This window comes from Lentimonas sp. CC4 (genome assembly GCF_902728235.1).
Lineage (GTDB): Bacteria > Verrucomicrobiota > Verrucomicrobiia > Opitutales > Coraliomargaritaceae > Lentimonas.
Genome location: NZ_CACVBO010000001.1, coordinates 2,540,642 through 2,567,565, shown reverse-complemented (window position 1 = coordinate 2,567,565; position 26,924 = coordinate 2,540,642). Strand labels below are relative to the sequence as shown.

At 52.6% G+C, this 26,924-nt stretch carries 24 protein-coding genes; 16 read left to right on the top strand and 8 right to left on the bottom strand.

The genetic code is table 11. The annotated features are described in order from the left end of the window. Positions 1-104 precede the first annotated feature (104 nt). The 3 genes from rseP to GZZ87_RS10990 all read left to right on the top strand — a co-directional run bounded on the left by rseP (position 105) and on the right by GZZ87_RS10990 (position 4,775). Positions 105-1,598: an RIP metalloprotease RseP gene (gene rseP / locus GZZ87_RS11000; protein ID WP_162071447.1), complete on the top strand. Its 1,494-nt coding sequence runs from the start codon at positions 105-107 to the stop codon at positions 1,596-1,598. 218 nt (positions 1,599-1,816) lie between these two features. Beyond that, on the top strand, positions 1,817-3,868 hold the full coding sequence (ispG, locus tag GZZ87_RS10995) for a (E)-4-hydroxy-3-methylbut-2-enyl-diphosphate synthase (RefSeq protein WP_162026776.1): 2,052 nt from the start codon (positions 1,817-1,819) through the stop codon (positions 3,866-3,868). Positions 3,869-3,908: 40 nt separating this feature from the next. Continuing rightward, a complete protein-coding gene (locus GZZ87_RS10990; RefSeq protein WP_162026775.1) occupies positions 3,909-4,775 on the top strand; it encodes a glycerophosphodiester phosphodiesterase in 867 nt (288 codons plus the stop codon). Positions 4,776-4,920: 145 nt separating this feature from the next. Here the strand turns inward: GZZ87_RS10990 and GZZ87_RS10985 are convergent, their stop codons facing one another. Further along, a complete protein-coding gene (locus GZZ87_RS10985; RefSeq protein ID WP_162026774.1) occupies positions 4,921-5,403 on the bottom strand; it encodes a DNA starvation/stationary phase protection protein in 483 nt (160 codons plus the stop codon). Positions 5,404-6,024: 621 nt separating this feature from the next. Between GZZ87_RS10985 and rbsK the strand changes: the two genes are divergently transcribed. The 4 genes from rbsK to rbsC are packed head-to-tail and all read left to right on the top strand — an operon-like array spanning position 6,025 to position 10,685. Beyond that, on the top strand, positions 6,025-6,942 hold the full coding sequence (gene rbsK, locus GZZ87_RS10980) for a ribokinase (protein ID WP_162026773.1): 918 nt from the start codon (positions 6,025-6,027) through the stop codon (positions 6,940-6,942). After that, positions 6,939-7,346, top strand: coding sequence for a D-ribose pyranase (gene rbsD / locus GZZ87_RS10975; protein ID WP_162026772.1), 408 nt, complete (start codon positions 6,939-6,941; stop codon positions 7,344-7,346). Before rbsK ends, rbsD begins: the two co-directional genes overlap by 4 nt. 11 nt (positions 7,347-7,357) lie before the next feature. Beyond that, complete coding sequence (gene rbsA / locus GZZ87_RS10970) at positions 7,358-8,857, top strand: ribose ABC transporter ATP-binding protein RbsA (protein ID WP_162026771.1); 1,500 nt, start codon at positions 7,358-7,360, stop codon at positions 8,855-8,857. Beyond that, positions 8,850-10,685, top strand: a complete 1,836-nt coding sequence (gene rbsC / locus GZZ87_RS10965; protein ID WP_162026770.1) for a ribose ABC transporter permease — start codon at positions 8,850-8,852, stop codon at positions 10,683-10,685. Before rbsA ends, rbsC begins: the two co-directional genes overlap by 8 nt. A gap of 449 nt (positions 10,686-11,134) precedes the next feature. Here rbsC and GZZ87_RS10960 read toward each other — a convergent pair whose 3' ends face one another. Next, the gene (locus GZZ87_RS10960; RefSeq protein WP_244648191.1) at positions 11,135-12,211 is read right to left on the bottom strand and encodes an amidohydrolase family protein; all 1,077 of its coding nucleotides are present in this window, start codon (positions 12,209-12,211) and stop codon (positions 11,135-11,137) included. 282 nt (positions 12,212-12,493) lie between these two features. Between GZZ87_RS10960 and GZZ87_RS10955 the strand changes: the two genes are divergently transcribed. Both GZZ87_RS10955 and GZZ87_RS10950 read left to right on the top strand, forming a co-directional pair. Continuing rightward, complete coding sequence (locus GZZ87_RS10955) at positions 12,494-13,015, top strand: DUF3568 family protein (protein WP_162051237.1); 522 nt, start codon at positions 12,494-12,496, stop codon at positions 13,013-13,015. Continuing rightward, positions 13,012-13,605, top strand: a complete 594-nt coding sequence (locus GZZ87_RS10950; RefSeq protein WP_162026768.1) for a DUF4136 domain-containing protein — start codon at positions 13,012-13,014, stop codon at positions 13,603-13,605. Before GZZ87_RS10955 ends, GZZ87_RS10950 begins: the two co-directional genes overlap by 4 nt. A 262-nt stretch (positions 13,606-13,867) precedes the next feature. On the opposite strand, the gene GZZ87_RS10945 is transcribed toward GZZ87_RS10950, so the two are convergent. From GZZ87_RS10945 to GZZ87_RS10920, 6 genes are all read right to left on the bottom strand, one after another. After that, entirely contained in the window at positions 13,868-15,115 is a 1,248-nt protein-coding gene (locus GZZ87_RS10945) for a hypothetical protein (RefSeq protein WP_162026767.1), read from the bottom strand. Positions 15,116-15,177: 62 nt separating this feature from the next. Then, positions 15,178-15,612 (bottom strand): hypothetical protein, encoded by a 435-nt coding sequence (locus GZZ87_RS10940; RefSeq protein WP_162051271.1) that lies wholly within the window; start codon positions 15,610-15,612, stop codon positions 15,178-15,180. 293 nt (positions 15,613-15,905) lie between these two features. Further along, complete coding sequence (recR, locus tag GZZ87_RS10935) at positions 15,906-16,502, bottom strand: recombination mediator RecR (RefSeq protein ID WP_162026765.1); 597 nt, start codon at positions 16,500-16,502, stop codon at positions 15,906-15,908. Positions 16,503-16,514: 12 nt separating this feature from the next. Next, positions 16,515-16,826, bottom strand: coding sequence for a YbaB/EbfC family nucleoid-associated protein (locus GZZ87_RS10930; protein ID WP_162026764.1), 312 nt, complete (start codon positions 16,824-16,826; stop codon positions 16,515-16,517). A 227-nt stretch (positions 16,827-17,053) separates the two neighbouring features. Then, positions 17,054-17,506 carry a CBS domain-containing protein gene (locus GZZ87_RS10925; RefSeq protein ID WP_162026763.1) on the bottom strand — a complete coding sequence of 151 codons (453 nt, stop codon included), beginning with the start codon at positions 17,504-17,506 and terminating at the stop codon, positions 17,054-17,056. 217 nt (positions 17,507-17,723) lie between these two features. Further along, positions 17,724-18,650: an NAD-dependent epimerase/dehydratase family protein gene (locus tag GZZ87_RS10920; protein WP_162026762.1), complete on the bottom strand. Its 927-nt coding sequence runs from the start codon at positions 18,648-18,650 to the stop codon at positions 17,724-17,726. 52 nt (positions 18,651-18,702) lie between these two features. On the opposite strand from GZZ87_RS10920, the gene hemF reads away from it, so the two are divergent. The 7 genes from hemF to ligA all read left to right on the top strand — a co-directional run bounded on the left by hemF (position 18,703) and on the right by ligA (position 26,849). Next, positions 18,703-19,626 carry an oxygen-dependent coproporphyrinogen oxidase gene (gene hemF / locus GZZ87_RS10915; protein WP_162026761.1) on the top strand — a complete coding sequence of 308 codons (924 nt, stop codon included), beginning with the start codon at positions 18,703-18,705 and terminating at the stop codon, positions 19,624-19,626. 143 nt (positions 19,627-19,769) lie between these two features. Then, positions 19,770-20,801: a uroporphyrinogen decarboxylase gene (gene hemE / locus GZZ87_RS10910; protein ID WP_178092122.1), complete on the top strand. Its 1,032-nt coding sequence runs from the start codon at positions 19,770-19,772 to the stop codon at positions 20,799-20,801. 68 nt (positions 20,802-20,869) lie between these two features. Beyond that, positions 20,870-22,237, top strand: coding sequence for a protoporphyrinogen oxidase (hemG, locus tag GZZ87_RS10905; RefSeq protein WP_162026760.1), 1,368 nt, complete (start codon positions 20,870-20,872; stop codon positions 22,235-22,237). A 26-nt stretch (positions 22,238-22,263) separates the two neighbouring features. Continuing rightward, positions 22,264-23,337, top strand: a complete 1,074-nt coding sequence (locus GZZ87_RS10900; RefSeq protein ID WP_162026759.1) for a virulence RhuM family protein — start codon at positions 22,264-22,266, stop codon at positions 23,335-23,337. A 177-nt stretch (positions 23,338-23,514) separates the two neighbouring features. Then, a complete protein-coding gene (locus tag GZZ87_RS10895; protein WP_162026758.1) occupies positions 23,515-23,955 on the top strand; it encodes an alpha/beta hydrolase in 441 nt (146 codons plus the stop codon). Positions 23,956-24,111: 156 nt separating this feature from the next. Beyond that, on the top strand, positions 24,112-24,495 hold the full coding sequence (locus GZZ87_RS10890; RefSeq protein ID WP_162026757.1) for a GxxExxY protein: 384 nt from the start codon (positions 24,112-24,114) through the stop codon (positions 24,493-24,495). A gap of 359 nt (positions 24,496-24,854) precedes the next feature. Continuing rightward, complete coding sequence (gene ligA / locus GZZ87_RS10885; RefSeq protein ID WP_162026756.1) at positions 24,855-26,849, top strand: NAD-dependent DNA ligase LigA; 1,995 nt, start codon at positions 24,855-24,857, stop codon at positions 26,847-26,849. Positions 26,850-26,924 lie beyond the last annotated feature (75 nt).

Below are 26,924 nucleotides of genomic sequence, written 5' to 3'. Positions count from 1 at the left end.
CACCTTAGCCACCGTCGGCAGATAAAGCAGCCGCTCCCAGTCTTTCCAGTTTTCCGCTTTACCGTTTCAGTTTTTCAAAATTTCAGCTTTCAGCTTTTCAAAAAATGCTCCTCAACATCTTCTATATCGCCATCGCGCTGCTCGCGTTGAGCTTCTGTATTTTCATCCACGAACTCGGCCACTTCATCGCGGCTAAAAAGCGTGGACTCATCGCCGACCGTTTCTCGATCGGCTTCGGCCCTCGCCTCTTCGGATGGAAATGGCGCGGCACCGACTTCCGCATCTCACTCCTACCACTCGGTGGCTACGTCTCCCTCCCTCAACTCGCCGACATGGGCCGACTCGAAGGCGGCGAAGAGGACGAAGCCGACGACCTCCCTCCAATTTCCTACGCCGACAAAATGATCGTCGCCGTGATGGGCGCGGTCTTTAACATCATTCTCGCCTTCTGCCTCTCGCTAGTTCTCTGGGGCGTCGGTCGTGACATCGTTAAAACCACTACGATCGACGTCGTCCCTGAGCAAATCGTTAACTCTGAAGGCGAAGTCGTTGCAGGCCCTGGATTCGAAGCTGGCCTACAATCCGGCGACACTGTGCTGGAAATTAACGGCGAGCACATCAACGACTGGATGCACCTGCAAAACGCGGTCATGACCAGCACCGGGCGCGAGGACGACGGACGCCCAAGTGTCGAAGTCACAGTGCTACGTGGTAAAGAGCCACTCACCGTCACCGCCTATCCCGTGCTCATCACCTCCGAAGATATCCGCACCCTTGCCCTGCAACCCGGCACCGAGCTAGTCGTCAGCATGGTGCAGGAAAACATGCCCGCCTTCGAAGCTGGCATGCTCCCAGGCGACCAACCCATTGAGCTCAACGACGAGCCAATCACATCCTCAGCCTTCCTCAGCGTCTATTTGAAAAACCACAAAGGCGGCCTAATCGACGTCACCGTGCTTCGCGAAGGCGAAGAAGTCGTCCTGCCGATTGAACCACGCATCGCTGCTGGTGAAGACTCTCCACGCTTCGGATTTGCGTATTACTACGAAGCACAAACCGAACGCGTGCACCTCAACCCCATAGAGCAAATCAGCGCAATGGCACGCACCATGAAGTCGACGCTGGTTGCACTCGTAAGCCCCAAGTCCGACGTCAAAGTGCGTAATATGAGCGGCCCTGTCGGCATCGTCCACGGCCTCACAGCGATGGCACGTTACGGCTGGATCGACCTCGTCTGGTTCCTCGCATTGATCAACGTCAACCTCGCGATCTTCAACGTCCTCCCGATCCCTGTGCTAGATGGCGGTCACATGCTGTTTGCCACGATCTCAAAAATCATCGGTCGACCGCTCCCACGCAAATTCATGGAAGGCGCCTACACCGCATGCGTCGTCATACTCTTCTCCTTTGTGATCTACGTCTCCTTCTTCGACGTCAAACGCGTCGGCCAAGACATGGGCATCGGCCAAGGCGACGAAACGTCGAACGTCGAACCCGAGGGAACGTCGAACGTCGAACCCGAGGGAACGTTGAACGTCGAACTTCCAACATCGAACGTCGAATCCACTGAAGCACCCTCCACAAAGGATCCAGAATAATTGAATAGTCATCCAACGTAGGGGCTTTGCTTGCGAAGACCGCGCAAAGGCCACACGCACACGAACTTTCGTAACGCACCAAAACGCTCGCGGGTGCCGCCCTTCGACGAGCTCTGGGCCTTGAGCCTGTCGAAACGGCAAGCAGCACCCCTACAATAACTCCCACTTTCAAAATCATTCACAGTTGAACGTTCGACGTTCAATGTTCGAAGTTCAAAATGACAACGTCATCTCATCTCGATTACTGCGCATCGCGCTTCCTCGCTAAGCGTCGCGACTCACGCGTCATCAACGTCGGCAACGTCGCTATCGGCGGCAACAACCCGATCCGCATCCAATCGATGACGACGACCAACACGCAGGACGTCGATGCCACCGTCGCACAATCGCTCGCCCTCGCTGAAGCAGGTTGCGAGATCGTGCGCATTACCGCGCCCAACAAAGCCGCGGCCGCCGCGCTCGGCGATATTTCCAAGAAACTGCGTGCCGCTAAATGCGATGTGCCGCTCGTCGCCGACATTCACTTCCTGCCCTCTGCTGCCATGGAAGCCGCCCTCCACGTCGAGAAGGTGCGTATCAATCCCGGCAACTACGCCGACAAAAAGAAATTCGCCGTCACCGAATATACCGACGCGGCCTACGCCGAAGAACTTGAGCGTCTGCACGAAGCCTTTACCCCGATTGTTTTGCGCTGCAAAGAACTCGGCCGCGCCATGCGTATCGGCACCAATCACGGCTCACTCGCCGACCGCCTGATGAATCGCTACGGCGACTCGCCCCTTGGCATGGTCGAAAGCGCCCTCGAATTTATCCGCATCGCTGAGAGTCATAACTATTACGACATTTGCCTCTCAATGAAGTCCAGTAATCCAAAGGTGATGATCGAGGCCTACCGCCTCGCCGCGGCGCGCATGGATGAAGAAGGCATGAACTATCCGCTCCACCTCGGCGTGACCGAGGCGGGCGACGGCGAAGACGCCCGCGTCAAGAGCGCCATTGGTATCGGCGCCCTACTCAACGATGGACTTGGCGACACCATTCGCGTGTCACTCACCGAAGACCCAATCTACGAGGTGCCCGTCGCCCGCGACCTTGCCAACAAAGCCATGGCACTCTGGGAGCAACAAGCGGATGCACCGATCTTAAAACCAGTCAAAGACAGCATTGACCCGTTCGACTTCCGTCGTCGCAAAACCCGCGTAATCGAGCTCGGGCCGAAGTGCAGCATCGGTGGCGAAGTCGTCCCCGCAGTCATCGTCAAGACCGCACACCCGATCACTGCCACTGCCGAAATCATTCAAGACGTTTGCAGCACGCAGACATCACTCAAAGAAAGTAAGCTCGAAGGCCTACAAATCGGCATCAACAGTAGCGACGACCTCGCCGCATTTACCGGACTACACGAAGCACTCCACAGCGTCGTGCAATTCTTCGTGCTAGAGCTCACAGAGAACGTCGACATTACCGACCTCGAAGACTACGAATGGCCCAAAGGCGGCCTCGCAGGCATCACAATTCTGCAACACATCGAGCAAGAGGACGCCTTCTACGCCAGCAACCTCTTACAGTTCTGCCGCAACAAGGGCTTTAACTTTGCCATGGATTGCCAAGCCGACGCCCTCCGCGAAGAGATCGGCGCACAACTCGCCCCGATGGGCAGCGAACGCCTCATCCTCACACGTAGTTCCGCAGCCGATACACGCCACCCCGTCGGCAGCTACCGCGCCCTCGCCGAAGCCGCACAGGACTTCGTGCCCGACGCACCGATTTGGATACGCAACACGCTGACCAACACACTCGCGCCCAACGCCTATTTCTCCGACCGCCTGCTCGAAAGCAGTATCCTGAGCGGAGCGCTCCTCTGCGACGGCATCGGCGACGCGATCAGTATCGAGACTGAGCCCCTGCTCAACAAAGCCACCACACTGGCCTATAATATTTTACAAGGCGCCCGCGCCCGCATCACTAAGACCGAATTCGTCGCCTGCCCAAGTTGTGGTCGCACCCTATTTGATTTGCAGAGCGTGACTCAAAAAATCCGCAGTCGCACCGATCACCTCAAAGGCGTAACGATTGCGATCATGGGGTGCATCGTCAACGGCCCCGGCGAAATGGCCGACGCCGACTTCGGCTACGTCGGCGGCGCCCCCGACAAGATCAACCTCTACGTCGGCAAAGAGTGCGTGAAATACAACGTCCCTTCCGAAGAAGCCCTCGACCGCCTGATCGACTTGATCAAAGAGCACGGCAAATGGGTGGATGCGAGTTGAACGTCGAACACTCAACGTCGAACATTAAATGATGAACCTGATGCAGAAGCTTCTATTACTGATAGGGCTTCTGTATTTCTGGTCACTAGGGCACGCAACAGCCGTAGATATTGAAGCATCCGACACAAGCGTCACCATCATTGCTCATCGCGGCAGTGGTTTGACTCCAACCTCGGGCACGAAACTGATCGGCAATACGTTCAACGCCATTCAACAAGGGGTCGATCACGGAGCGAATTGGATCGAGATTGATATACGCCAATCCAAAGACGGCACCTTGATGGTCTTTCACGACGAAACCGTCGACCGAGTCACCAATGGCACTGGAGCATTCGACTCATTCACCAAGGCACAGCTTCAGGCCTTCGAGCTCAACGTCGCGCCGATCGAGCATATCCCGACATTGAAATCCGTGCTTCGAAAATTCGAAGCACGGAACGTCCGTTTCGTAATTGACATCAAAGTCCATGGTATTCGTCAGCAACTTGAACCGCTCCTAGCACAACACATAGACAAACAAAATGTAATGCTCTTTGGAAAATACAGCATACTCAAAGAATACATCGATAGTCCCTACCCACTAGGCTACACTGCTCTTTATTCTGAAGGCAGTAATCGCTATCGATTTTGGCTCGGCCATGACTTCCTACTAAAACGCTGCATAACGCTCGGCGCCGACACGCTTGTGCTGCCTCCTATTTTCTTAAAACAATCACTGATCAAAAGCGCCAAAGAAGAAGGACTCACGGTATGGTCCTACGGGAACAACGCTCCACCAGCATGGAATCACGCGATCAGTTACGGCGTCACGGGTCTGATCGTGGACGATGTCGCACTCACCGTTGAGCAACTGTCATCGGAGTCAGGCGCAAACCAGGAACCTCAGTCTAACGCTGGCATACTTTAAACTACCTTCAGGGTTGAGGAAAAAAGAGAACACCTCAGGCAAGTGCTGCCTGAGGTGTGCTCGAACAAGGCAACTGACAGCAACAATGGCCATCAGGGACTTGTGCGCGTTGACTTCGTTTGACCAGAAGTGGCTGAAAAAACAGTTAGCCAAGATAACTGTTTAGCATCCAAATCGTTTTTTCGTGCACTTGGACACGAGCAATCATGAGGTCTTCAGTCTGATCATCCCCAGCATCTCCAGCGGCATCACGAGCACTTTTCAAGTCGGTCACCAGCTTGTTGTTTAATGCTAACAAGTGCTTTACCATATCGTCCGCAGATGAATCTTCGGCAATTTCTTTAGTGCCTGCAATCTTAGCCAAGTTACCTAGGCCACCAGGTGCCAAGGCACCTAGAGCACGAATGCGTTCGGCCACTTCATCGATCGCGCCAAACAGTTCGGTATATTGCTCTTCAAAAGCAGCATGCAACGCAAAGAAAGAAGGGCCACGAACGTTCCAATGGCAAATGTGCGTTTGAGCTAATAATGCATAACTATCAGCAACCACTAGACGCAAGGCCTCAACCACGCAGGGTGATGCTTCAGCAATTTTAACGGAGGGTGATTTTGATTTCTTTTTAGCCATGCAAAGACCCTAGTTGAAACGGATAAAAAATCAAATGCGACAGTGCCTTAAGCCATTGATTTTTTCTACGCCAATGCGCTCGCCGAGGTTTCTATGATGAGTTTCACATCAGCCCCAACACAACGATCACTGCCTTAAGCTAACATAATATAGAAATGCATTAATAAGGCTCACTTCAAGAAGGATGCTATTAACTCTGCTGAAGAACACTACCCTCTTAGACTTCTTGCTGCGCTAAGGCTACACCCTGACACGTCGAAAATAAAAAGCCCCTTGGCTTATATAATTTTCAACGTTTAAGCTTGAAGCTCACGTTTAGAAAATTAGCACAAATCGCAACATGCCGATTCGAACGAACAACCCCCGAAAAAAGTTCCGAGGCTACGAATTAACCTAGCGATCAGGTCACACAGGTATCAAGTTGTGATCAGTCGTGCTTGGAGTCAGTTCCCCCCGCGCCCTCTAGCACAAGCGAGCGGATAATATTTGACTACCAAGTGTATGAGTTCATCATGAAAAGCACGTGAGACATCTCCCCGATCAAACCACCCCGTTTCGCTACAAACCCCACCCGTCTCGTATTGAATACTTGGGGTATTGCGTTGAAAACTCCCATCAATCATGACCAGAATCCTAGTCGTCGGCAGTATCAATATGGATCTTGTAGTGACCACCGACCGCGTGCCGGTCGTGGGTGAGACCGTTATCGGCAAGTCCTTCAAGCAAGTTGCCGGCGGTAAAGGCGCCAATCAGGCAGTTGCGATTGCTAGGCTGGGAGGCCAGGTCGATATGTTGGGCGCTGTGGGGCAGGATGCTTTCGGTGAATCCATGCTGGCCGGACTGAGGGCCGAAGGAATCGGCTGTGAAGGCGTAAAAAAAGTGAGTGACACGCCATCCGGCATTGCTGCGATTACAGTCTGTGATGGCAATAATTCGATCATCGTCGCTCCCGGTGCCAACTTTGCCGTGACGCCGGAGGATATTGCCGCCAATCAAACACTCTATGAACAGGCAGATATTGTGGTTCACCAACTGGAAACCCCGATAGATACGATTACAGCCTCACTGCAACTGGCTCGTTCATTGGGCAAGACCACGGTGCTAAATCCGGCGCCAGCCCAACAGCTCTCCCCTGCTATTATTGAAAACAGTGATCTGCTGGTGCCGAATGAAACCGAACTCGCCGATCTATCGGGTATGCCAGTCGACACCGATGAAGCAGTGATTGCCGCCGCAAGATCCCTCATTCACCAAGGTGCGCGCGAACTGATCGTGACACTCGGATCACGCGGTGCAATGCATGTGACCGCTGAGTCAGTCAACAAAGTGGGAACTCATCCAGTGACGGTCGTCGATACCACAGCTGCTGGAGATTCTTTTATCGGCGGACTGGTGGTGGCCCTGAGTGAGGGCAAGAGCATGAATGAAGCGCTGGAATTTTCGAAGGCAGTCTCAGCGCTGACAGTTTCAGCGACCGGCGCACAGACCTCATTGCCACATCGGGATAAAGTTGAGGAATTTTTAAAAACGGTGACATGAAAACAGGACCATTAATAAACAGCGAAATCTCCGCGACCATCGCACGCATGGGGCATACCGACCAGCTCACTCTGGCCGATGCAGGATTACCAATCCCAGATGGCGTGCAACGCATCGACCTAGCGGTAGCACGTGGGCTTCCACAATTACTGCCGGTTCTCTCGGCTGTTCTCACTGAACTAAAAGTCGAAGCAGTGATTATGGCAGAAGAATTCGCATCGGTCAGCCCAGACGCCCATCAAGCGATCCTCAAGTTACTCCGCGAGACTTACCCAGAGGTTAAAATTGAAACTCTGTCACACGAGGCATTTAAACGGAAGACAAGCCAATCAAAAGCGGTCATTCGCACTGGGGAATGCACCCCGTATGCCAACCTTATCCTGCAATCAGGAGTCGCATTTTAAATTACACGCTTATGGAAAAGGTATTGGAACTGAACGGAATTGTTAAAGAGTTTCCCGGAGTTCGTGCTCTAGACGGTGCCAACTTGTCGATTCATAAAGGCCGAGTGATGGCACTGCTCGGCGAAAATGGTGCGGGCAAATCCACACTCATGAAGGTGATGACCGGAATCCATTCACCCAATGCCGGCACCATCACACTTCGAGGCGAGCCCCGGACATTCCAGAACCCAAAGGAATCTCAGTCTGAAGGTATTGCAATCATTCACCAGGAGCTCAACCTGATCCCACACTTAAGCATTGCGGAGAATATCTTTCTGGGAAATGAACCGCTACGAGGCGGACTGATCGACTGGAAAAAGCTTTATCATGATGCCGACCTCCTGCTCAAAAAACTGAACCTCGATCACCGCTCTCACGAGTTGGTTGGTGAGTTGAGCGTCGGCAAACAACAGATGGTCGAAATCGCCAAGGCATTATCTCAGGATGCATCGATCATTGTCATGGATGAGCCAACCGATGCACTGACAGACACCGAGACGGAGAGTCTGTTTGCGGTGATCCGCGAACTCACCGCACAGGATAAAAGCCTCGTTTACATCACCCACCGCCTGAAGGAAGTGTTTGAGATCTGTGATGACGTCACCGTGCTACGTGATGGCAAATTCATTGCAGAGGGAGCGGTCAGCGATATCTCCGAGGAATGGATTATTGAAAAAATGGTGGGACGCAAGTTGACCGACTTGTATCCACGAGCGGAAACTCGCCCCGGCGCGGTCACTCTGGAAGTGCAGAACCTAGTCGGCGATCAAGTCAAGGATGTGAGTTTTTCCATCGCTGAAGGCGAAATTGTTGGCGTAGCCGGGCTAATGGGAGCAGGTCGCACGGAATTTGCCCGCACGATTTATGGCGCCTACCCCTATCACTCAGGGAGCATCACGGTGGCGGGTAACAAAGTAGACATCCGTTCTCCCAAACAAGCAATCGAACATGGTATTGCCTACGTCTCGGAAGATCGCAAACGTGATGGCCTGGTGCTTGGACTCTCGGTTAGTAAAAATATGAGTCTGTCATCGCTTGGAAAATTTGAAAAAGGCCTCATGCTGGACAGACAAGCTGAGCGCTCCGAAGTCGACTCCTACGTGGCGGCATTCAACATCAAAACCCCATCCATTGCCCAGATCATAAAGAACCTGTCCGGCGGCAACCAACAGAAAGTCGCCATTGCCAAGGCACTGATGACCGGACCGAAGCTCCTGATACTGGATGAACCCACTCGAGGGGTCGATGTCGGCGCAAAAAAGGAAATTTACGATTTAATCAATAGCCTCAAACTCAAAGGCTTGAGCATTCTGATGATTTCTTCGGATATGCCGGAGGTCCTCGGCATGAGTGACCGTGTGATTGTAATGCAAAACCAACGTATCAGCGGCGAATTCCCGATTGCGGAAGCGACTCAGGAAAAAATTATGAAATGCGCAATTGGCACAACAGAAGGAGAAAATAATGAATAAAGTTCTAAAGGGATTCCTGGCAAGCAAGCCACTGATTGGGCTGGTAGTTTTTTCAATCGTGGTCGCCTTGCTCAACCCGGGGTTTCTAACCACGGACAACCTGTTGAATGTCCTGCGACAAACATCGATCAATGCCATCATCGCCATTGGCATGACCTATGTCATCCTTTCTGCGGGCATCGACCTTTCAGTCGGGTCCGTGCTGGCATTCACAGGAGCTGTAGCCGCTGCGCTGCTGGCAGCAGGTGTGCCATTGCCCTTGGTCATCATTCTCCCTTTATTACTGGGCGCACTGCTCGGCGCAGTCAGTGGGGCTCTGGTTGGATATGGCAAACTACAACCATTCATCACCACTCTGGTGGCAATGACCTTTCTACGCGGAGCGACTTTGGTATTTACCGATGGTAAGCCGATTTCCATTGCAGGTGACAATGTGGCGCTAATGAACTTCATTGGTTCGGGCTCCCTGCTCGGCATCCCAGTGACCGTGTTGATCATGTTGCTCGCGATGATCGCAGCATATTTTTCTCTCAACCATACGCGCTTCGGACGTCATGTCTACGCCGTCGGGGGCAACGAGGAAGCCACCCGTCTCTCGGGCATCAATACCAACCGTGTCAAGGTCATGGTCTATGCGGTCAGTGGCATGCTGGCTGCACTCGCTGGTATTATTCTGACCGCACGGCTCGGGACGGCATCTCCAACTGCCGGCATGGCCTATGAATTGGATGCCATCGCTGCGGTGGTTCTAGGAGGCACCTCACTGGTGGGCGGTAGTGGCCGAATATCCGGCACCCTGATTGGCGCACTGATCATCGGTGTGCTGGCTAATGCGCTCAACCTGATGGGGGTGTCCTCAAACTATCAGATGATGATCAAAGCGATAGTCATTCTGGCCGCCGTGCTTGCCGATCGTCAGGGAGGAATCCTGCTTATTTCTGGCAAAGTAAAAGCCATGCTAGGCGCTACTGTCGGGCTGTTACTGATCCTGGTCGTGGTATTCTTCCGAGGTGGCAGTGACGCCCAAATCGGGTTGGTTATCTCAACTCAGAATAATCCGTTTTTTGTTAGCCTTAAAGAAGGCGCCATTGCAGAAGCCGAGCGTGCAGGTGTGGGCATTGTCGTCCTCAACTCACAGGATGACCCAGTGAAGGAACGTGCCAACGTGGAAGACCTGCTGGTGCGTGGAGTCAAGGTGATCCTCATCAACCCAGTCAACTCCGATGCCGTAGGACAATCCATCAAACTAGCCAATGCACGCCAGGTAGCGGTGGTCACTCTCGATCGCGCGGCAGGTTCAGGTGAAGTGACCTCCCACATCGCCTCGGACAATGCCGCTGGGGGGACAATGGCAGCAGAATACATGGTGGCAGAACTTGGCAGAGGAGCCAAGGTGGCAGAATTACAGGGTCTGGCTGGCACCGATGCGGCTCGTGATCGTGGCAATGGATTCCATGCGATTGCCGACAGCCAGTTGGATATCAAAATCTCGCTGGCAGCCGACTTTGACCGTTCTAAAGGTTACAATACCATGACCGATATCATGCAGGCACAACCCGACCTCCAGGGTGTGTTCGCCCATAATGACGAAATGGCACTCGGCGCTCTCAAAGCGATTGAGGAAAGTGGCAAAGACATTCTGGTGGTTGGATTTGATGCCAATGAAGATGCCGTCCATATGGTGGAGTCCGGTGCCATGGGTGCCACGATTGCGCAACAACCAGAACTCATCGGTGAAACCGGAGTCATTACCGCTCTCAAAATAATCAATGAGGAAAAGGACATCCCGACTTCATCCCCAGTGGAACTACAGATCATAAAACGTTAGTGTAGATTACCTATAGGCATGCAAAGTATCAGGCTGCCATCACTCGTCGAAGATAACATCTAGGGAGATGTGGTATGCGTTTCAGAGCAGACCAAAGAGGTTAAACCTAAATACGGCAGTAGGCTTAGGTGCATTTTAGAAACCACGACGGAGGTCTTCCGCAGATGGCGAAGCAATCTGATAAGTCGCCAATATGGCGAAGTCACAATTTAATGATGCTCTGAGATATTCGAGGGTAGATGCTTTGAATATGAAGTGTTTATAGATTTATATTCGTGTTGATTCGTGTCCATTGCTACGCCATCTCCGGCAGACCTACGTCGTGGTTCAACTCATTTATTTAGGTTAAACGCAAAATATAAAGATCCCGCAGCACCCTTCTCTCTAGCGACGTGTCACGCAATGAAGACGTGAGCTATTTCGACTACCGCAAACAAAGCTCAAAAAAGTTATAGATCCAGAAACTCGCGACTGAGTCGAAAGACCTCAGGAGGCACGCCGAGGGCTGCTTTAAGGCGAACGTCACGATCCCAGGAGTTGCGTGTCCGCATCAACTGCCAGAGCTGCTTCACTTCTAGATGTAGAAAATACTGCGCAGGTGACACGAGCGGCGTATTGGTGAGTGGATAGTCAGTGCCATACATCAGTCGCCCTTTTAGTCGCGAATCCTGAAGCACTTTTGGGAAATGTTTTCTGCGATTGAACTGGGTCAGCGTCGAGAGGTCAGCCATCAGATTCGGATACTGCGGCATCATCTCCAGCAAGCGTTCAACATTATCCTGACCGCCGGACGTGCCAGAACTCGCAACATGCGCTGCGATGACACGCACACCACACTTCAGCGCAAGGTGCAGTAGCTGTGGATCCCCCAGTGCGTTGTTTGTTTTTGAGAAGGAATCCTCATCGCCAACGTGGGTCAGTAATGGCAGATCCAACTCCACCAATTTATTGTAATACGCCACATAGCGTTCATCCGCGGGATCGATGTCCTGAATATTCGGTAACCATTTAACAAAGACCGCCCCGTTTGCCTTGGACCACTCTAGCTCTCTGAGGGCGTCTGTTCGGTTTGGATGCACACTCGCCCCAAAGTATAGTTCGGAATGGGCTTTCACGGCCTCACCTACAAAACGATTGGGCACACAGGCTTCGCCCGCGGCACAGTTCAGATCACCATCAATGGTGTATGGTGCATCGAGCGCGAGGATCACTGCCGCGTCGACATGCACGGACTCACGCAATGAGCGCGCAATGATATCCATGACGACCTGATCGCCCTCCGCACTGACTGTCTTCTCATTCGTGCCGAAGATCATCAAATAGAGATTAAACTTCCAACTATTGCGCAGCGCTGGAGACACCCACGCCCCACTCTCGCCCGCTCCGAAGCCAGCGGTATGGCAATGCATATCAAGTATCCCAGTCGGTGGCAGCGTCACCGGTGCCTGCATCGGCCCCTTAAAGCAGAGAAGACGCACAATCAGTAGTGCACAGATGATTCCAAGGATACAGAAGACGGGGACCATGCGAGGAGTCTCAAGGCATCCGCACGATTACGCGATCAAAACATGACACTCGGGAGTCGAACGAAAGATATAAAGACCTGACTACTAACGCCACTTGATAGCGTTAGTATAAATAGCCGTGCCGGTTAAACACCTACATTCGATAAGATCAGGCGCGAAGCAACTCGACAAAGCCCTCTCCCCCCGACAATGAGGTTGACCTCGATAATACCCAGCCTACGGTGAGCCGATATTATAATTGGGCCGGTGCATAGTAGAACTAACTGGCTCGAATCACTAACAATGACTGTAAAAACCAATCGACTTTTAACAGGCTCAAAATGGCTTCTCGCGCTTTTTGCCATCACTATAATGACGAGTTGCCGTCTCCTCGTGAATACGGCGGTGGTAGGAGTCGGAGTCGTTGGCCTCGCAGGTTACGGCGTTTATAAGGGTGGCGAAGCTGTAGTGTCGACCGTAGGAGATGCTGGGTCGGCCGTAGGAGATGCGGTCGGAGGCACACATGACTCAGTGGTCGTGTCCAGAGGGACATTGAAGATGAAAAGCAAATATTCCGTGACACTCCTCTATCACGCGGCAAGCAAGGCGTGTCAGAATGCCGAATTTAATTCGATAACGGGTCAAAAAGATGCTTTGTCTGGGCAAGTTCATGCAAAAACCAGCTCGAACGAAAACGTTCTGGTAACCTTGGAAATGCTGGAAAAAGGAGTGACTGCAGTGCAGATACGGATCGGCGACGGCAACCTAAAGCAATCTGAGTATCTCTACGACCAGATGCTCACTCTACTAGGAGATGAATCATGAAAAATTGGATATATATACTGAAGATCTTAGTGCCTGGTTTGCTTCTGGGAACGATGATGGGGAGCGCACAGTCCCAACCCTCCACGGACGAATTGGTGAAAAACCCGTCCTTCCATATCCTTGTCAACCACGAGCAAAAAATCCCCTCAACTGGCACTTTTGACTTCGATACCAAGCTGTTCAAAATTGACTACAAGAAAGAGTTTGACCTTCACGTCGTCGATCAGCGAATCGTCGGAGCACTGGAGACTGGCTTTAATCGTAAAGGCTTAAAATATGATTCGAAAAAACCGGATCTGTTCGTCAGTTACGCGGTCGCGTTTGATGCTGGATTAACGGGTGCAGAATTCAACGCAGCCTATGCAACCGAATTTCCCATATCAGTCCCTGAGCCAGAACCTGGACAGGAATTGAACTACCATCAGGGAACGTTGATTGTCGATGTCGTTGATGCCAAATCACGGATACTGCTATGGCGCGGCTCGATCATGGTGAAGCTCGACATGGATATCAGCGAAGCGGACAAGGACCGTCGGGTTCAGCACATTGTGCGCGTCCTGCTGGAACATTTCCCCAACGCAAAACTGTAGCAAGTTAAGCCACGGCACAACAGGTGGGCAGATGTCGGAATAGTCAGGAGCTTTAAAAGGCTTTAACTAGATTTGCTGACACGCTCGCCAGTCACACCTTTGCCTCTCTTTTCATAGGGCGATGATTCAGAGGTCGCTTGGACACGAGTAACCGAAACAGGAGCGAATGGGCGATCGTCGATGATGTCGCACGATCAGCAACAGTGCTGACAAAAGACGACCACACAGGCTTCGCGATTACTGTTTTAACAGCGACAACCAGTTAGACCATCGGCTCCACACAATAGCCCAAGAGCGTCATCTGAAAGTGACAGACATCCATCATCACGCCGTCCTTGTTTGGAAGCTTTATCCAATCAAAACCTTCGATGCGATAACGGGTCGGTGGTGGCATATCGATCTCAAAGGTGCCTGGATTAATTGAGAACTCTGTAATATTAGCACAGCCTGGCCAGACCGTCGCACCTTCGGGTGGGCTGAGTGTAATAAGGATACCATTCTGCCAGACCTCTGCGCCGGCCTTGTTGTTTGAAAAGCTCCATGGCCCTTTCGTGGTGACGATAGACCCGGGCTTCAGGCAGCCTTCGAGTGCTTCGCTAAATGCTTGATAAAGTGGATCTGTTGTCGGCCCGGCATTGCCAGGAAATTCAAACATTGAAGGTGCGAAGTCGCCAGTGTCATAGCCCCCAGACATCGACATAGCACCACGATACAGCAAGGGATAGTCAGCGACCGTTGGTGGCGCTAGCGATAATACGCCAGCGCTATAGACCTTCATCTCAGCAATCGCGAGTGGCTTGATCTGTTCATACACATCGAGCAATTGATTATATACATCTGTCTCCGAGGTCGCAGGCTGCATTAGAAACTGGTGCATGAAATTTGCATCGGTGTGTGTGTAGCCGGGATAGTTGCACCCAAAGATCACACCGGCCATCGTGTCCAAATCGAGCGGAGTCCCAGCCACTCCAGTATATTGCAGCTGGTGAAAGAGATCCTGACGAATAAAGTTGGAAGACGTCCAATCATAGATGGCCATCGCAAGGTCGAAGGCATACGGACTCCCGGGAAAGTATGTATTACCGAGCGCAGTAATTTCTGCAGTCGTTTTCGTATGCACCCCTGGCGGGTTCTCGTATGGAATGATCTTTAACGGCTCCATCATGGAGCGGAACGCATTAATCGTCGCGCCCTCCAACGCGGGCAGTGCGCTCACATTACCAGCAAGCGTATTCCCATGTGCAGAAATGAGTGTAAACTCCCCTGCTTCTGTGATTGATAGAGCAAAGCTATCATTCACGCCGAAGATCATACTTTCACCAGCGATCTCTAACTGCGTATAGATCAAGCCCCCCTCATGGTGATTCGTTGCGACAATATCGAGATAGCCAATCGGAGCGACCACGATGCGTAAGAGACCGGTGGAACGAGCGGCGTTACAGAGAGGCAAACCATCACAGGCATACGCTTGAGTCGCACCGGAAGCAGAGAAAGAAGAGAGTGACCACATAAATTGATAGAGAAGGAATTAGAAAATTAAAATGACGTGCGAAAATCCTCTCGGAAGTGTTTCTACTTTGCCTTGATAAAGTTAATCCGATCGACCGAATCCAGCATCGCCAAGGGCACACCTTGTAAATTAATCGCGAGGAAATTTTGCTTATAACGACGTGTCTCACTGGATGTCATTTGGCGACTCTCATCCGTTAATGTCATTTCATGAATGAGTTCATCATCTTGATAGAACTCAATCGCTGCGAAGTCTTGCTGCCCCATAAACTTCCACTCGTAGGCCACTGCCAAGTGATACGAACGATAAGCGAGATGATTTACGAATACCACTCCCTCGGAATTTTTATAGTTAACCTCCTTTGTCACCGCACGCTGCGTAATCCCCTGCTCCGACACAGCGAGAGGCGAATCATTCACCGTAAACTCAAAATCAGTCGGGGCATCACGCAAGGACTCAAAAATCGTTTCCGCCGAAACTGCTAACGTCGTGATCAACAAAAGTAGAGGGTATAGAATAAAGTTTCGCATGCGTCATGATCTATTTCAAAAAACGCAGAGGTCAACCCAAGTGAGTCATCCCTTTTCGTCGCGAATAGAAGGTCTATTCGCATCACGCGCACTGATCGACGATGTGCGCATCCACACTCGAGCTGTGGCAAGTCCCCAAAACTAAATTTGGACTGCGCCGTGTATCGCTCGACGCTCGACGCACCATGAAGGTATCGGGGCTGTGCTAAACTACGAACAGGCAGGAATGCCTGTATCACTACCACTCGCCAAAAGGCGCGCTACTGATAATCCCTGCGACCTTCGAGCGCACTGCGCAAGGTCACTGAATCGGCGTAAGTCACGCCCCCACCGCTCGGTAAACCAAATCCGATACGAGTCACTTTGATCGGGCGCTCTCCGACCACTTCCTCCTGGATGTAATGACACGTCGCTTGCCCTTCGATATCGTTCGAGAGTGCGAGCACGAACTCGGTAATCTCACCTGACTCGAGGCGAGCGCTCAGGCTATTCAAATTGAGATCATCGGGGCCGACGCCGTGAATCGGCGAGAGCTTACCATGCAAGACATGATACTGCCCCTTCCATGCCGACGAACGCTCAAGCGCGATCAAATCCGGCACGTGCTCGACCACACAGATCGAGCCACGGTTACGCCGATCATCGACACAGATCGCGCACTGGGCACTCTCGGCAATGTTGCCGCAAGTTTCACAACGACGCACCGCAGCACGCGCCTTGCCCATCGACTCCATGAGATCCTCCAACGCCTCGGGCTGTTCGACCAACAAGTGCATCGCAATGCGCTCGGCGGATCGAAAGCCCAGACCTGGCAGGCGCTTCAGCTCCTGCAAGAGCGTCTCAAAGGCGGGAGTCACAAAAATGGTGGATTAAAATCCAGGGAAGCCGCCGCCCATGCCACCCGTTACGGCGCCCATCGCTTCTTCACTGGTTTCCTTCGCTTTAGCAGCAGCTTCTTGAACCGCACCAAGCAGGGTCTCTTCGATAAATTCTGCGTCTTCTTTCAAAAATTCTGGATCAATCTTGAAGTCCTGAAACTCACCTTGACCATTGATCTTAATGTTGATCGCACCGCCGCCGCTAGAGACTTCGATGATTTGCTCTGCGAGCTTTGCTTGAACGCTCTCCATCTGCTTTTGCATCTTCTGCGCCTGCTTCAATAGTTTACCTACTCCTGCCATAATATATATTCTCTTTCGGGGTTAAAATCGTAAATTTAAGGGCGGGAGTGTCCACGAATCGCAGAGGCTGAGTCAAGCTGATTGAGCTGCCAAAGTCTTCGAATTTACACCCACCAGCGGCGAACTCGCACGAATCCGCCTCGGGCACTGCCAGGATGAACCAAAATACGTCGGTAGGCTTAGGTTCAGTTTTAGAAACTACGTGTTTTAGGTTTAACCGAAATAAATCAACCCGGATACTCCCCAAACACGTAATTGCGCAGATTCTCGGCTTCCATCTCATTGACCTTCAACAACCAACGCGTCACGTCGCCGATCGACACCATGCCGAGCAACTGATCCCCAGCCAATACAGGCAAGTGGCGCACACGCTTATCGGTCATCATTTGCATGGCGTCCTCCACCGAAGTCTTCTCGCAAATGAATAGAAAATCAGAGGTCATCACTTCGCGCACAGTCGTCGCCTTGGGGTCGCGACCTGCGGCCACGACACGCGTCAACACATCACGTTCAGTAAAGATACCGACCACACGATCTGCCTCTTGGACAATGATCGAACCAATACGCTGTCGATTCATCTCAGAGACCGCCGCATCTACGGTTGAATCTGGTGCAATACAATAGACAGAAGCACTCTTCTCTTTAAGTAGAATCGAAACAGTAACTTTATTTAAGGGCATAAGAAATAATGATGGCAATATTCTGCCGACAAGCAACCCATGTTTAAAATTTGATACAAACAATCTGCGCCTCTGCCAGGTTCTTAATCCTACTCTTAACCTTCATCATAATCAAAGCGCTCGACAAGAAGACCTTTCGACTCCGCCTAGAGGAGTAAGATTACGATTATGACGTCGGAAATCGTTATATTTCTATGTTTGAGACGGTCTCCTTCCACTACTTCAACAGCCCCGCATACCCCGCACGAAAATCCTCATAGTGCGGACTCCATCCCAACGACTGACGCAGCTTCAGATTCGAGATAGCCCGACTCGGCATCCGCCCTCCACGACGCTGTAAACGAGGCGACACATGATCAGGGTCAAAGCGCGGCGGCGCTTGCTGCAATTGCTCCGCCAACCAGCCTACCAATTCCGCCTTCGTAGACGGATGATTGTCCGCCACATTGTAAATGCCTGAATTCGCCGACTGCGGCTGCGCGATCGCGGTGCAGATCGCCCCCACAATATCGTCGCGATGGATTAAATTTAGAAAATAATCACCGACTCCGGGAATCACCGACTCGCCAGAGCGCAGCATATCGAGCAAGTAATGCCGCTTCGGCCCATAAATCCCAGCTAAGCGCAGCACATACCACGCACCAAATGCATCGCCCGCGTCGGCCAACAACTGTTCCGACTCACGCAGCACCTGCCCTGTTGCTGGAGCCTCGGAAGTATCCGCCGTCTCATCCACACTGACACCGCCATCCTGTGGATACACCGATGTGCTGCTGGTATAGAGATACGACTGTATTGCGCGCCCCTGCGCCCATTTCAAAATCGAAAGCTGCCCCTCTAAATACGACTTCCGATAGCCCGCGATGCCGCCACCCGCCGAGCTCACGCAATTGACCACCGATTCATACGAAGCGGACAACTGCGCATGCCAGGCCTCATCGCTCAGATCAGCCACGACCACCTCACTCAGGCCCAAATCCCGCAAAGCCAAAGCCTTCTCAGCATTACGCGTCAACGCACCGACACGCACACCGTTCGACAAGAGCACCTTGGCCAAAGCCGTGCCAACATAGCCGCAACCGAAAATCATCACCGATTTGGGCAAGTTCGAAGTCACAGCACTAGGTAAAAGTTGATCACACATCTTCAAAAGTATTTGTGCCCCGGTAGATTCTGCAACAAGTTCCTCCCCTTTCATGCCAACAATAGATCCAGAACTCGTCCGCAGCTACCTACTCGACCTGCAAGATCGCATCTGTCACGCCCTCGAACAAGAGGACGGCAGCGGCCCATTCCGCGAAGACAATTGGCAACGCCCCGAAGGCGGTGGCGGTCGCTCGCGCGTGATGGAAGGTGGCACAGTCTTTGAGAAAGCAGGCATCAATTTTTCCGACGTGCAAGGCGCCAGCCTCCCGCCGTCCGCTACCGCGACTCGCCCGCAGCTCGCTGGCGCACCGTTTCGCGCCATGGGCGTCTCACTCGTCTGCCACCCGCTCAATCCGCATGTGCCCACCACGCATATGAATGTGCGCTTCTTCTATGCAGAGCCAGTCGATGGCGAACCGATCTGGTGGTTTGGCGGCGGTTTCGACCTGACGCCCTACTACGGCCACCAGGAAGACGCCGTGCACTGGCACCAAACCGCACGCGACGCCTGCGAGCCCTTTGGCAGTGAGCTGTATCCAAAATTTAAAGACGTCTGCGACCAGTATTTCTTCCTCCCACATCGCGACGAAGCCCGCGGGATCGGTGGCATCTTCTTTGACGACTTCAACGCTGGCGGATTTGAACAAGCCTTCGCCTTCATGCAATGCGTAGGCGACCACTTCGTGCCCGCCTACCAACCCATCGTCGCCAAGCGCAAAGCGCTGCCCTACACCGAACGCGAGCGCAACTTCCAGCTCTACCGCCGCGGCCGCTACGTCGAGTTCAACCTAGTGCACGACCGCGGCACCCACTTCGGCCTGCAATCCAAAGGCCGCACCGAATCCATCCTCATGTCACTGCCACCGCTCGTCCGCTGGGACTACGACTGGCACCCCGAGCCCGACTCTCCCGAAGCCGAGCTTTACACCGACTTCCTCAAACCAAAGGATTGGCTAAAATCAATTAAGAATTAGGAATTACGAATTAGGATTTACGAGAATGACACCGTTCTTGATTCCACCCGTATCCATCACCTAACTCTAGAATCACCACGCGACTAGTGCCCCGCTCCAAATCCACATTTCTAATTCCTAATTCCTAATTCCTAATTCTCATAATGACCTCACGTGAACGTTTCCTCGCCGCCGCCAATTGCCAACCTGTCGATCGCCCGCCGATCTGGCTCATGCGCCAAGCTGGCCGCTACCTACCCGAATACCGCGCCCTCAAGGCCGAGCACGATTTCGTCACGATGGTGCGCACCCCTGAGCTGGCCGCCGAAGTCACCCTGCAACCGCTGAAGCGCTTCCCTCTGGACGCCGCAGTCATTTTTTCCGACATCCTCGTCATCCCCGAAGCACTCGGCCAAGGCTATCACTTCCGCGATCAAGGTGGCATCGGCATGGACTACCTGCTCGATACGCCCGAAAAAATCGCAGCACTCGATCCGTCCAAGGTCACTGAAAAGCTCAACTACGTCGCTGGCGCCCTGGAACTGACGCGCAAGCAGATGGGCGAAGACAAAGCACTACTCGGCTTCTGCGGTTCGCCGTGGACACTGGCTTGCTACATGGTCGAAGGCGGCTCAGCCAAGGACTTCGTTGCGATCAAAAAACTCGCATGGGATCAGCCTGAGCAATTTGAGGCGCTCATGCAGAAGCTCACCAACTCGATCGTCGAATATTTGCACATGCAGATCGATGCCGGTGCCGACGCCATTCAAATCTTTGATTCTTGGGGCGCCATTTGCCCAGCCACGCACTACGAGGCATGGTCACTGCGCTGGATTCGCCACATCATCACCGAACTCAAAAAGCGCGTGCCAGTCATTCTCTACGCCAAAGGCATGGGGCACAAGACTCCGGAACAGATCCAAACCGGTGCATCCGTCCTCAGTCTCGATTGGACGATGAACCTACGCCGCGTGCGCAGCACACTTAACCACGGCACCGCGATTCAAGGCAACCTCGACCCTGTCGTATTGACAACCACTCCCGAGATCACACGCATCGAAGCAAAGCGTGTGCTGGAGCAAGCAGGCAACCAACCTGGCTTCATTTTCAACCTCGGCCACGGCATGATCCCAAGCGCCAAGGTCGAATGCGTCGAAGCCTTGATGGAAGTCGTGACAGGGCAGAAAAACGCGTAATTTCCTCTACGTAGAAGCGACACTCTTGTCGCTTTTCACTGAGCCACACCACATACCCATCCGCGCACATGAACGCTCCAGCTCATTCCCCCAAAACCTGTATCATCGGAGCGGGCATTAGTGGACTCGCCCGCGCCTGGCAACTTAAGCGCGCCGGCCAAGACTGCACCGTGCTGGAACAATCTGCCCTCCCTGGTGGTGCGATGCGCAGCGTCCGAGACGGCGAACACCTTGCCGAAGAAGGCCCCAACTCGATTCTACTCAACAGCCTCGAAATCGAAGCCTTCCTCGACAGCATCCCCGGCCTCAACGACTCAATTATCGAAGCTCTGCCCGAAGCGAACAAGCGCTTCATCGTGCGCGACGGCAAACCACACGCAGTGCCCATGGGGCCGATCTCAGCGATCACCACCCCGCTCTGGTCGTTTGCGGGCAAGCTGCGCGTGCTCAAAGAGCCCTTCGTCAAAGCCGCGCCCGCAGACGGCGAAGAAAGCGTGGCCAACTTCGTGCGCCGCCGCCTCGGCGACCAACTTTACCGCTACGCGATCAACCCACTGGTTGGCGGCATCTATGCAGGCGACCCCGAAAAGCTTTCGCTCCCATATGCCTTCCCAAAGCTACACGCGCTAGATCAAAATCACGGCGGCCTCATACGCGGAGCCATTGCCAAAATGCGCGCCGCACGTGCCAACAAAGGCCCCAAGCCACGCAAACGTATTATTTCGTTTAAAAACGGCATGGCCGAGTTGCCCGAAAAACTCGCCGCCGCACTAGGCGATAGCCTGCACACGGCAGTCACCATCCAATCCATACGTAAATCCGACTCACAATGGACTGTTACGTGGAAGCACCCTGATGGCACAGTGACTGAGGACAGCTTTGACAAACTCATTCTGACAGTTCCCGCGCATCGCGCCGCACACCTGCCCTTTGACTCTGAGCTTCAAGGCCAACTCTCAGCCTTAGACGCCATCGATTACCCGCCCGTCTCAGTGCTGAGCCTCGGCTTTAAGCGAGCCGATGTCGCACATCCAATCGACGGCTTTGGCGCGCTCGTGCCAGAGTGTGAAGGCCGCAAGATTCTCGGCGTGCTCTTCCCCTCCAGCCTCTTTCCACAACGCGCGCCGGATGGCGAAGTGCTGCTCACCGTCTTCATCGGCGGCGAACGCCAACCCGAGTGCGCGACTGCCGACACCGAAGCACTCATGCGCACCGTGCTCCCGGAGTTAGAACAACTACTAGGCGTCACCGGCCAACCCACCTTTGTGCATCACAAGCACTGGGACAAAGCCATTCCACAATACAAACTCGGCTACGGCAGCCACCTAGCCGAGATGGAACGTATCGAACAGCTGAACTCAGGACTCCACCTCGCTGGAAACTATCGCACCGGCATCTCCGTGACCTACTGCCTCGAAGCGGCACTTAGCCAATAGACCACCCCCTAGTGATTCGGAATACCATGACTGCCAAAAAGAAAACAAGTAAACTGAACACAAAGAAAGTGTCGATTCAGCGATCATCGACGGCGGAATACTTGACCTTTATCGCAGCAAGCGGCCAAGGCGGCGTTGAGGCTATATATGCCGATAAAAATGTCTGGCTGACACAAAAGATGATGGCCGTTCTGTATAATGTAGATGTCCGCACCATCAACTACCACCTAAAGAAGATCTTCAGCGACAGTGAGTTGGAAGAAGATTCAGTTATCCGAAATTTTCGGATAACTGCCGACGATGGCAAAAACTACAACACCAAGCACTACCTACTCTCCGGGATCATCGCCGTGGGCTATAAGGTCAACTCGGAGCGTGCTGTGCAGTTTCGTAAATGGGCAACCTCAATCATTCAAGAATTCACCATCAAGGGTTTCGCAATGGATGATGAGCGCCTGAAAAATGACGGCTCCATTCTCGGTAAAAAGTATTTCGAAGAACAATTGCAGCGAATTCGAGAAATCCGCCTAAGCAAGCGTAAGTTCTACCAAAAGATCACCGACATTTATGCGACTGCCATTGATTACGATGCCCGTGCTCACGCGACGCAGCGTTTCTATGCCACGGTGCAAAACAAACTGCACTGGGCAATCCATGGGCAGACGGCGGCAGAAGTGATCGTAGATCGAGCCGACCACAAGCAAGCGCACATGGGACTGACCACCTGGAAAGATGCCCCAAGCGGAAAAATTCAAAAATTTGATGTCAGTGTCGCCAAGAATTACCTAGATTCCGCTGAAATGGCACAGCTACAGCGCTTAGTATCCGCCTATTTGGACGTGGCTGAAGATATGGCATTACGTGAAATCCCGATGACGATGCAAGACTGGGAGACACGACTGAATCGGTTTATTGAAGCGACTGACCGTGAAGTGCTGCAAGATGCGGGCAAGGTCACTGCTGAAATTGCCAGAGCACATGCGGAAAGCGAATTCGAACAATACCGCATCGTGCAAGACCGTCTGTTTGAGAGTGATTTTGACCGGTCTTTAAACAATTCGGAATCCGATTTGGGCACCGATGGCGGTTCCGCTGAATAGTCATAAATGAATCACTTCTATCCAGGCATGGGCGCAACGTCAGCAATGTATGGGTAGTTATGGAGAAATGAATTCGCAGGCCGCTTTCATAACTGGCCACGATGGCAAGGCGAACGCACTCTTCAGGATATCGCGAAGCGAATCATCCAAGAACACAAAATTGAATCAGGCGATACAGTGATTGGCACTTCACTGGGCGGCATCATCGCCTGCGAGATCGCGAACCAAATTGATTTGGAGCGCATCGTTCTGATCGGATCAGCTCAAAGGAAAGAAGAAATCAATAGCGTTCTATCTGCACTCCACCCACTGATTGATCTAGCGCCAATTGCATTCATCCAAATGTCCTCAGGAAAACTCCCAAGTGACTTAACAGATATGTTTAGCCACAGTGATCCTGAATTTATCAGAAACATGTCTAAAGCGATCTTTAGTTGGGCTGGACTAAAAAGTGATGTCCCTGTGTTACGAATCCACGGACAAAAAGACCTCGTAATTCCACATCCACCGAAGGGTGTTAATCATACGGTTGACGGAGGGCACCTCATCGTGATGACTCATGCACTTGAATGTATCAGACTGATCAATAGAGACCTATCGGCAAAAACTAGAAAATGAAAATACGATACACTCTAAGCATATGCACACTACTCGCGATTCAAGCCATCGCGGCGCCGAGCTTAATTGGAACTTGGAAATCAGTTGCTCACCCACAGTAATGATTTAGCCACGAAGAGGCACAAAAAGTCACAAAAAACTAGGAGGATAGCTATTATGAATATAGAGGAGATTAATACATTATGCGACGCGGTTCGAGAGTGCTCATTTGGGTTACATAAACATTTAAAGCATGGCCACCTTGAGAAGATTTATGAGAACGGGTTAGCACATCGTTTGAGAAAACGAGATGTCGCTGTTCTACAGCAAGCACCCGTCCCTGTTTACGATGAGGACGGAACGATTTTGGGGGATTTGAATGCTGATCTACTCGTCTCCAATGAGCTGATCGTAGAGCTCAAAGCCGTTCGAGCGGCAAACGATGACCATGTCGCTCAATTGTTGGGCTATCTGCGAGGCAGCGGAAAACGCTACGGCTTGTTAATCAATTTCGGTAGCCCAAAACTTTTTATCAAACGCTATGTTTTGGATCCCGCATGATAGTTTTCGTGCTTTTTTGTGCCTTTTCGTGGCCAAAAGCATCCATCGTCCTCATTTCATTTTACGTCTATCTAATTCTCAACTAGCGTTCTAAAACCGAAAACCACCCACAGCAGGAATCACTTTAGCCACGAAGAGGCACAAAAGTCACAAAAACTAGGAGGATGGATACTATAGAGATAGAGGCAATGCATCCATTATGTGACGCGGTTCGAGAATGCTCGCTTGGGTGACACCAGCACTTTTTTATCACACGCTATATTAGATCCATCGTAATAGTTTTTGTGCTTTTTTGTGCCTTTTCGTGGCCAAAATAATACAGTAGTTTCAATTTCCAGTTTTCCTAAGATTTTCCATCCATGCCCGACACACAAAACGAAATCGCTAAACTTCGCGCTGAAATCGCGAAGCACGACGAACGCTATTACAAGGACGCGCTCCCGAGTATCGACGACCAGGCCTACGATCGACTGAAGGCGCAACTCGCCGAGCTCGAAGCTACCAGCCCTGAATTTGACTTTGGCGACTCTCCCACGAAAACGGTCGGCGATGACCGCCTTGAAGCGTTCGAGAGCTACACGCACCGCGTGCCAATGCTCAGCCTCGACAACACTTACAGTATGGAGGAGCTGATCGAATTTGGCAACCGCCTCGAAAAGCGCTTCCCCGAGCAAACACTCAACTACCTCGTTGAGCCAAAGATCGACGGCGTGGCCGTGAGCCTCACCTACGAACACGGCAAATTCGTGCGTGCCGTCTCGCGTGGCAACGGCACCGAGGGTGACGACATCACTCAGAACGTCCGTCCGATTGCAGGCCTACCCATGTCCATCGACAACGCACCTGACATCCTCGAAGTGCGCGGCGAAATCTATATGCGCCACGACGAATTCGAGCGCATCAACACACTTCGTGAAGCTGAAGGCCAACAGCTCTATGCCAACCCCCGCAACCTCGCGGCAGGCACCATAAAACTGCTCGACCCCTCGGAAGCCCGCACACGCACACTCGACATCGTGCTCTACGGCGTCGGTGCTTGTGAGCCTGCCCGCTTCTTCAGCCATCAAGCCGAAATCCACGAAAAGCTCAAAGGCTGGGGTTTCTCAGTATTGGAAAAGATCTGGCTAACCGACACCATTGAACAAGCTTGGAGCAGTATTGAAGAGTTGGATACACTGCGCCAGAAATTCACCTACCCCACCGATGGTGCAGTCGTCAAACTCGACGACTTCCGCCTGCAAGACGAAGCAGGCTTCACGTCCAAAGCGCCGCGCTGGGCGATTTCCTACAAGTTTGAAGCTGAACGCGCGGAAACTTTGCTTAAAGAGATCAGCCTGCAGATCGGCCGCACGGGAGCAGTCACTCCGGTCGCAATTCTTGAGCCAGTGCAACTCGCAGGCACCACCGTCTCACGTGCCACACTGCACAATGAAGATGAGATCCGCCGTAAAGACATTCGCCCCGGCGACACCGTGCTGGTGCAAAAAGCCGGCGAGATCATCCCGCAGATTCTAAGCGTCAACAAAGACAAGCGCCCTGCTGACAGCCAACCATTCGACTTTGGCACACATTTGGAATCACTCGGTATCATTGCCGAGCGCGATCCCAACGAAGCGGTTTGGCGCATCACGAGTCAAGACGACCCTATCCGTCAACAACGCGCGCTGCAACACTTCGCCAGCCGCGCCTGCATGGACATTGAAAACCTCGGCACCGCCGTGGTGGAGCAACTCGTCTCACGTGGTCTGGCGAAAACACAGGCCGATCTCTACACACTCGACGCCGATCAACTACTCGAGCTCGATAAATTCGCAGAGAAATCGGCAACCAATTTAATCGCAGCACTCGAAACGAGTAAGACGCGCGCACTCTGGCAATTGATTCACGGCCTCGGCATTCCGCACGTTGGCAAGCAATCCGCCAAAGATCTCGAAGCCAACTTTGAGTCACTCGATGCGATCGCCGCAGCCAGCGAAGAACAACTCGAAGAAGTGGACGGCATCGGCTCGATCATGGCACAAAGCTTGCACGCATGGTTCGCCGAACCAAGCCACATTGAACTGATTGACCGCTTACGCGAATACGGGCTGAACTTTCAATCCGCGCGCACCGACACTTCGGATAGCGCCTTAGCAGGCAAGATCTTCGTGCTCACGGGTTCGTTGCCTACCCTCACCCGCAGCGAGGCCACCGCGTTGATCGAACAAGTCGGCGGACGCACCAGCTCCAGCGTCAGCAAGAAGACCGACTATGTGATCGCCGGCGAAGCCAGCGGTTCGAAATATGCGAAGGCAGTGAAGTTGGAACTCACGATCCTCGACGAAGCCGCGTTCAAAAGTCTTGTTGCTGGCTAAACGGTCTAGGCTGTTGCAATTCACCTGTAGGGGCTTTGCTCGCGAAGACCGCGATACCACGAAACCGACTCGAAC

Coding starts and splice junctions, on each gene's coding strand:
- hemG (WP_162026760.1), top strand. CDS start 20,870: ATGAACGCTCCAGCTCATTCCCCCAAAACCTGTATCATCGGAGCGGGC.
- GZZ87_RS10960 (WP_244648191.1), bottom strand. CDS start 12,211: ATGGTCCCCGTCTTCTGTATCCTTGGAATCATCTGTGCACTACTGATT.
- GZZ87_RS10925 (WP_162026763.1), bottom strand. CDS start 17,506: ATGCCCTTAAATAAAGTTACTGTTTCGATTCTACTTAAAGAGAAGAGT.
- GZZ87_RS10985 (WP_162026774.1), bottom strand. CDS start 5,403: ATGGCTAAAAAGAAATCAAAATCACCCTCCGTTAAAATTGCTGAAGCA.
- hemE (WP_178092122.1), top strand. CDS start 19,770: ATGACCTCACGTGAACGTTTCCTCGCCGCCGCCAATTGCCAACCTGTC.
- GZZ87_RS10955 (WP_162051237.1), top strand. CDS start 12,494: ATGACTGTAAAAACCAATCGACTTTTAACAGGCTCAAAATGGCTTCTC.
- GZZ87_RS10930 (WP_162026764.1), bottom strand. CDS start 16,826: ATGGCAGGAGTAGGTAAACTATTGAAGCAGGCGCAGAAGATGCAAAAG.
- rbsD (WP_162026772.1), top strand. CDS start 6,939: ATGAAAACAGGACCATTAATAAACAGCGAAATCTCCGCGACCATCGCA.
- GZZ87_RS10950 (WP_162026768.1), top strand. CDS start 13,012: ATGAAAAATTGGATATATATACTGAAGATCTTAGTGCCTGGTTTGCTT.
- rbsC (WP_162026770.1), top strand. CDS start 8,850: ATGAATAAAGTTCTAAAGGGATTCCTGGCAAGCAAGCCACTGATTGGG.
- rseP (WP_162071447.1), top strand. CDS start 105: ATGCTCCTCAACATCTTCTATATCGCCATCGCGCTGCTCGCGTTGAGC.
- rbsK (WP_162026773.1), top strand. CDS start 6,025: ATGACCAGAATCCTAGTCGTCGGCAGTATCAATATGGATCTTGTAGTG.
- ligA (WP_162026756.1), top strand. CDS start 24,855: ATGCCCGACACACAAAACGAAATCGCTAAACTTCGCGCTGAAATCGCG.
- GZZ87_RS10920 (WP_162026762.1), bottom strand. CDS start 18,650: ATGTGTGATCAACTTTTACCTAGTGCTGTGACTTCGAACTTGCCCAAA.
- ispG (WP_162026776.1), top strand. CDS start 1,817: ATGACAACGTCATCTCATCTCGATTACTGCGCATCGCGCTTCCTCGCT.
- GZZ87_RS10900 (WP_162026759.1), top strand. CDS start 22,264: ATGACTGCCAAAAAGAAAACAAGTAAACTGAACACAAAGAAAGTGTCG.
- GZZ87_RS10945 (WP_162026767.1), bottom strand. CDS start 15,115: ATGTGGTCACTCTCTTCTTTCTCTGCTTCCGGTGCGACTCAAGCGTAT.
- hemF (WP_162026761.1), top strand. CDS start 18,703: ATGCCAACAATAGATCCAGAACTCGTCCGCAGCTACCTACTCGACCTG.
- GZZ87_RS10990 (WP_162026775.1), top strand. CDS start 3,909: ATGCAGAAGCTTCTATTACTGATAGGGCTTCTGTATTTCTGGTCACTA.
- GZZ87_RS10890 (WP_162026757.1), top strand. CDS start 24,112: ATGAATATAGAGGAGATTAATACATTATGCGACGCGGTTCGAGAGTGC.
- rbsA (WP_162026771.1), top strand. CDS start 7,358: ATGGAAAAGGTATTGGAACTGAACGGAATTGTTAAAGAGTTTCCCGGA.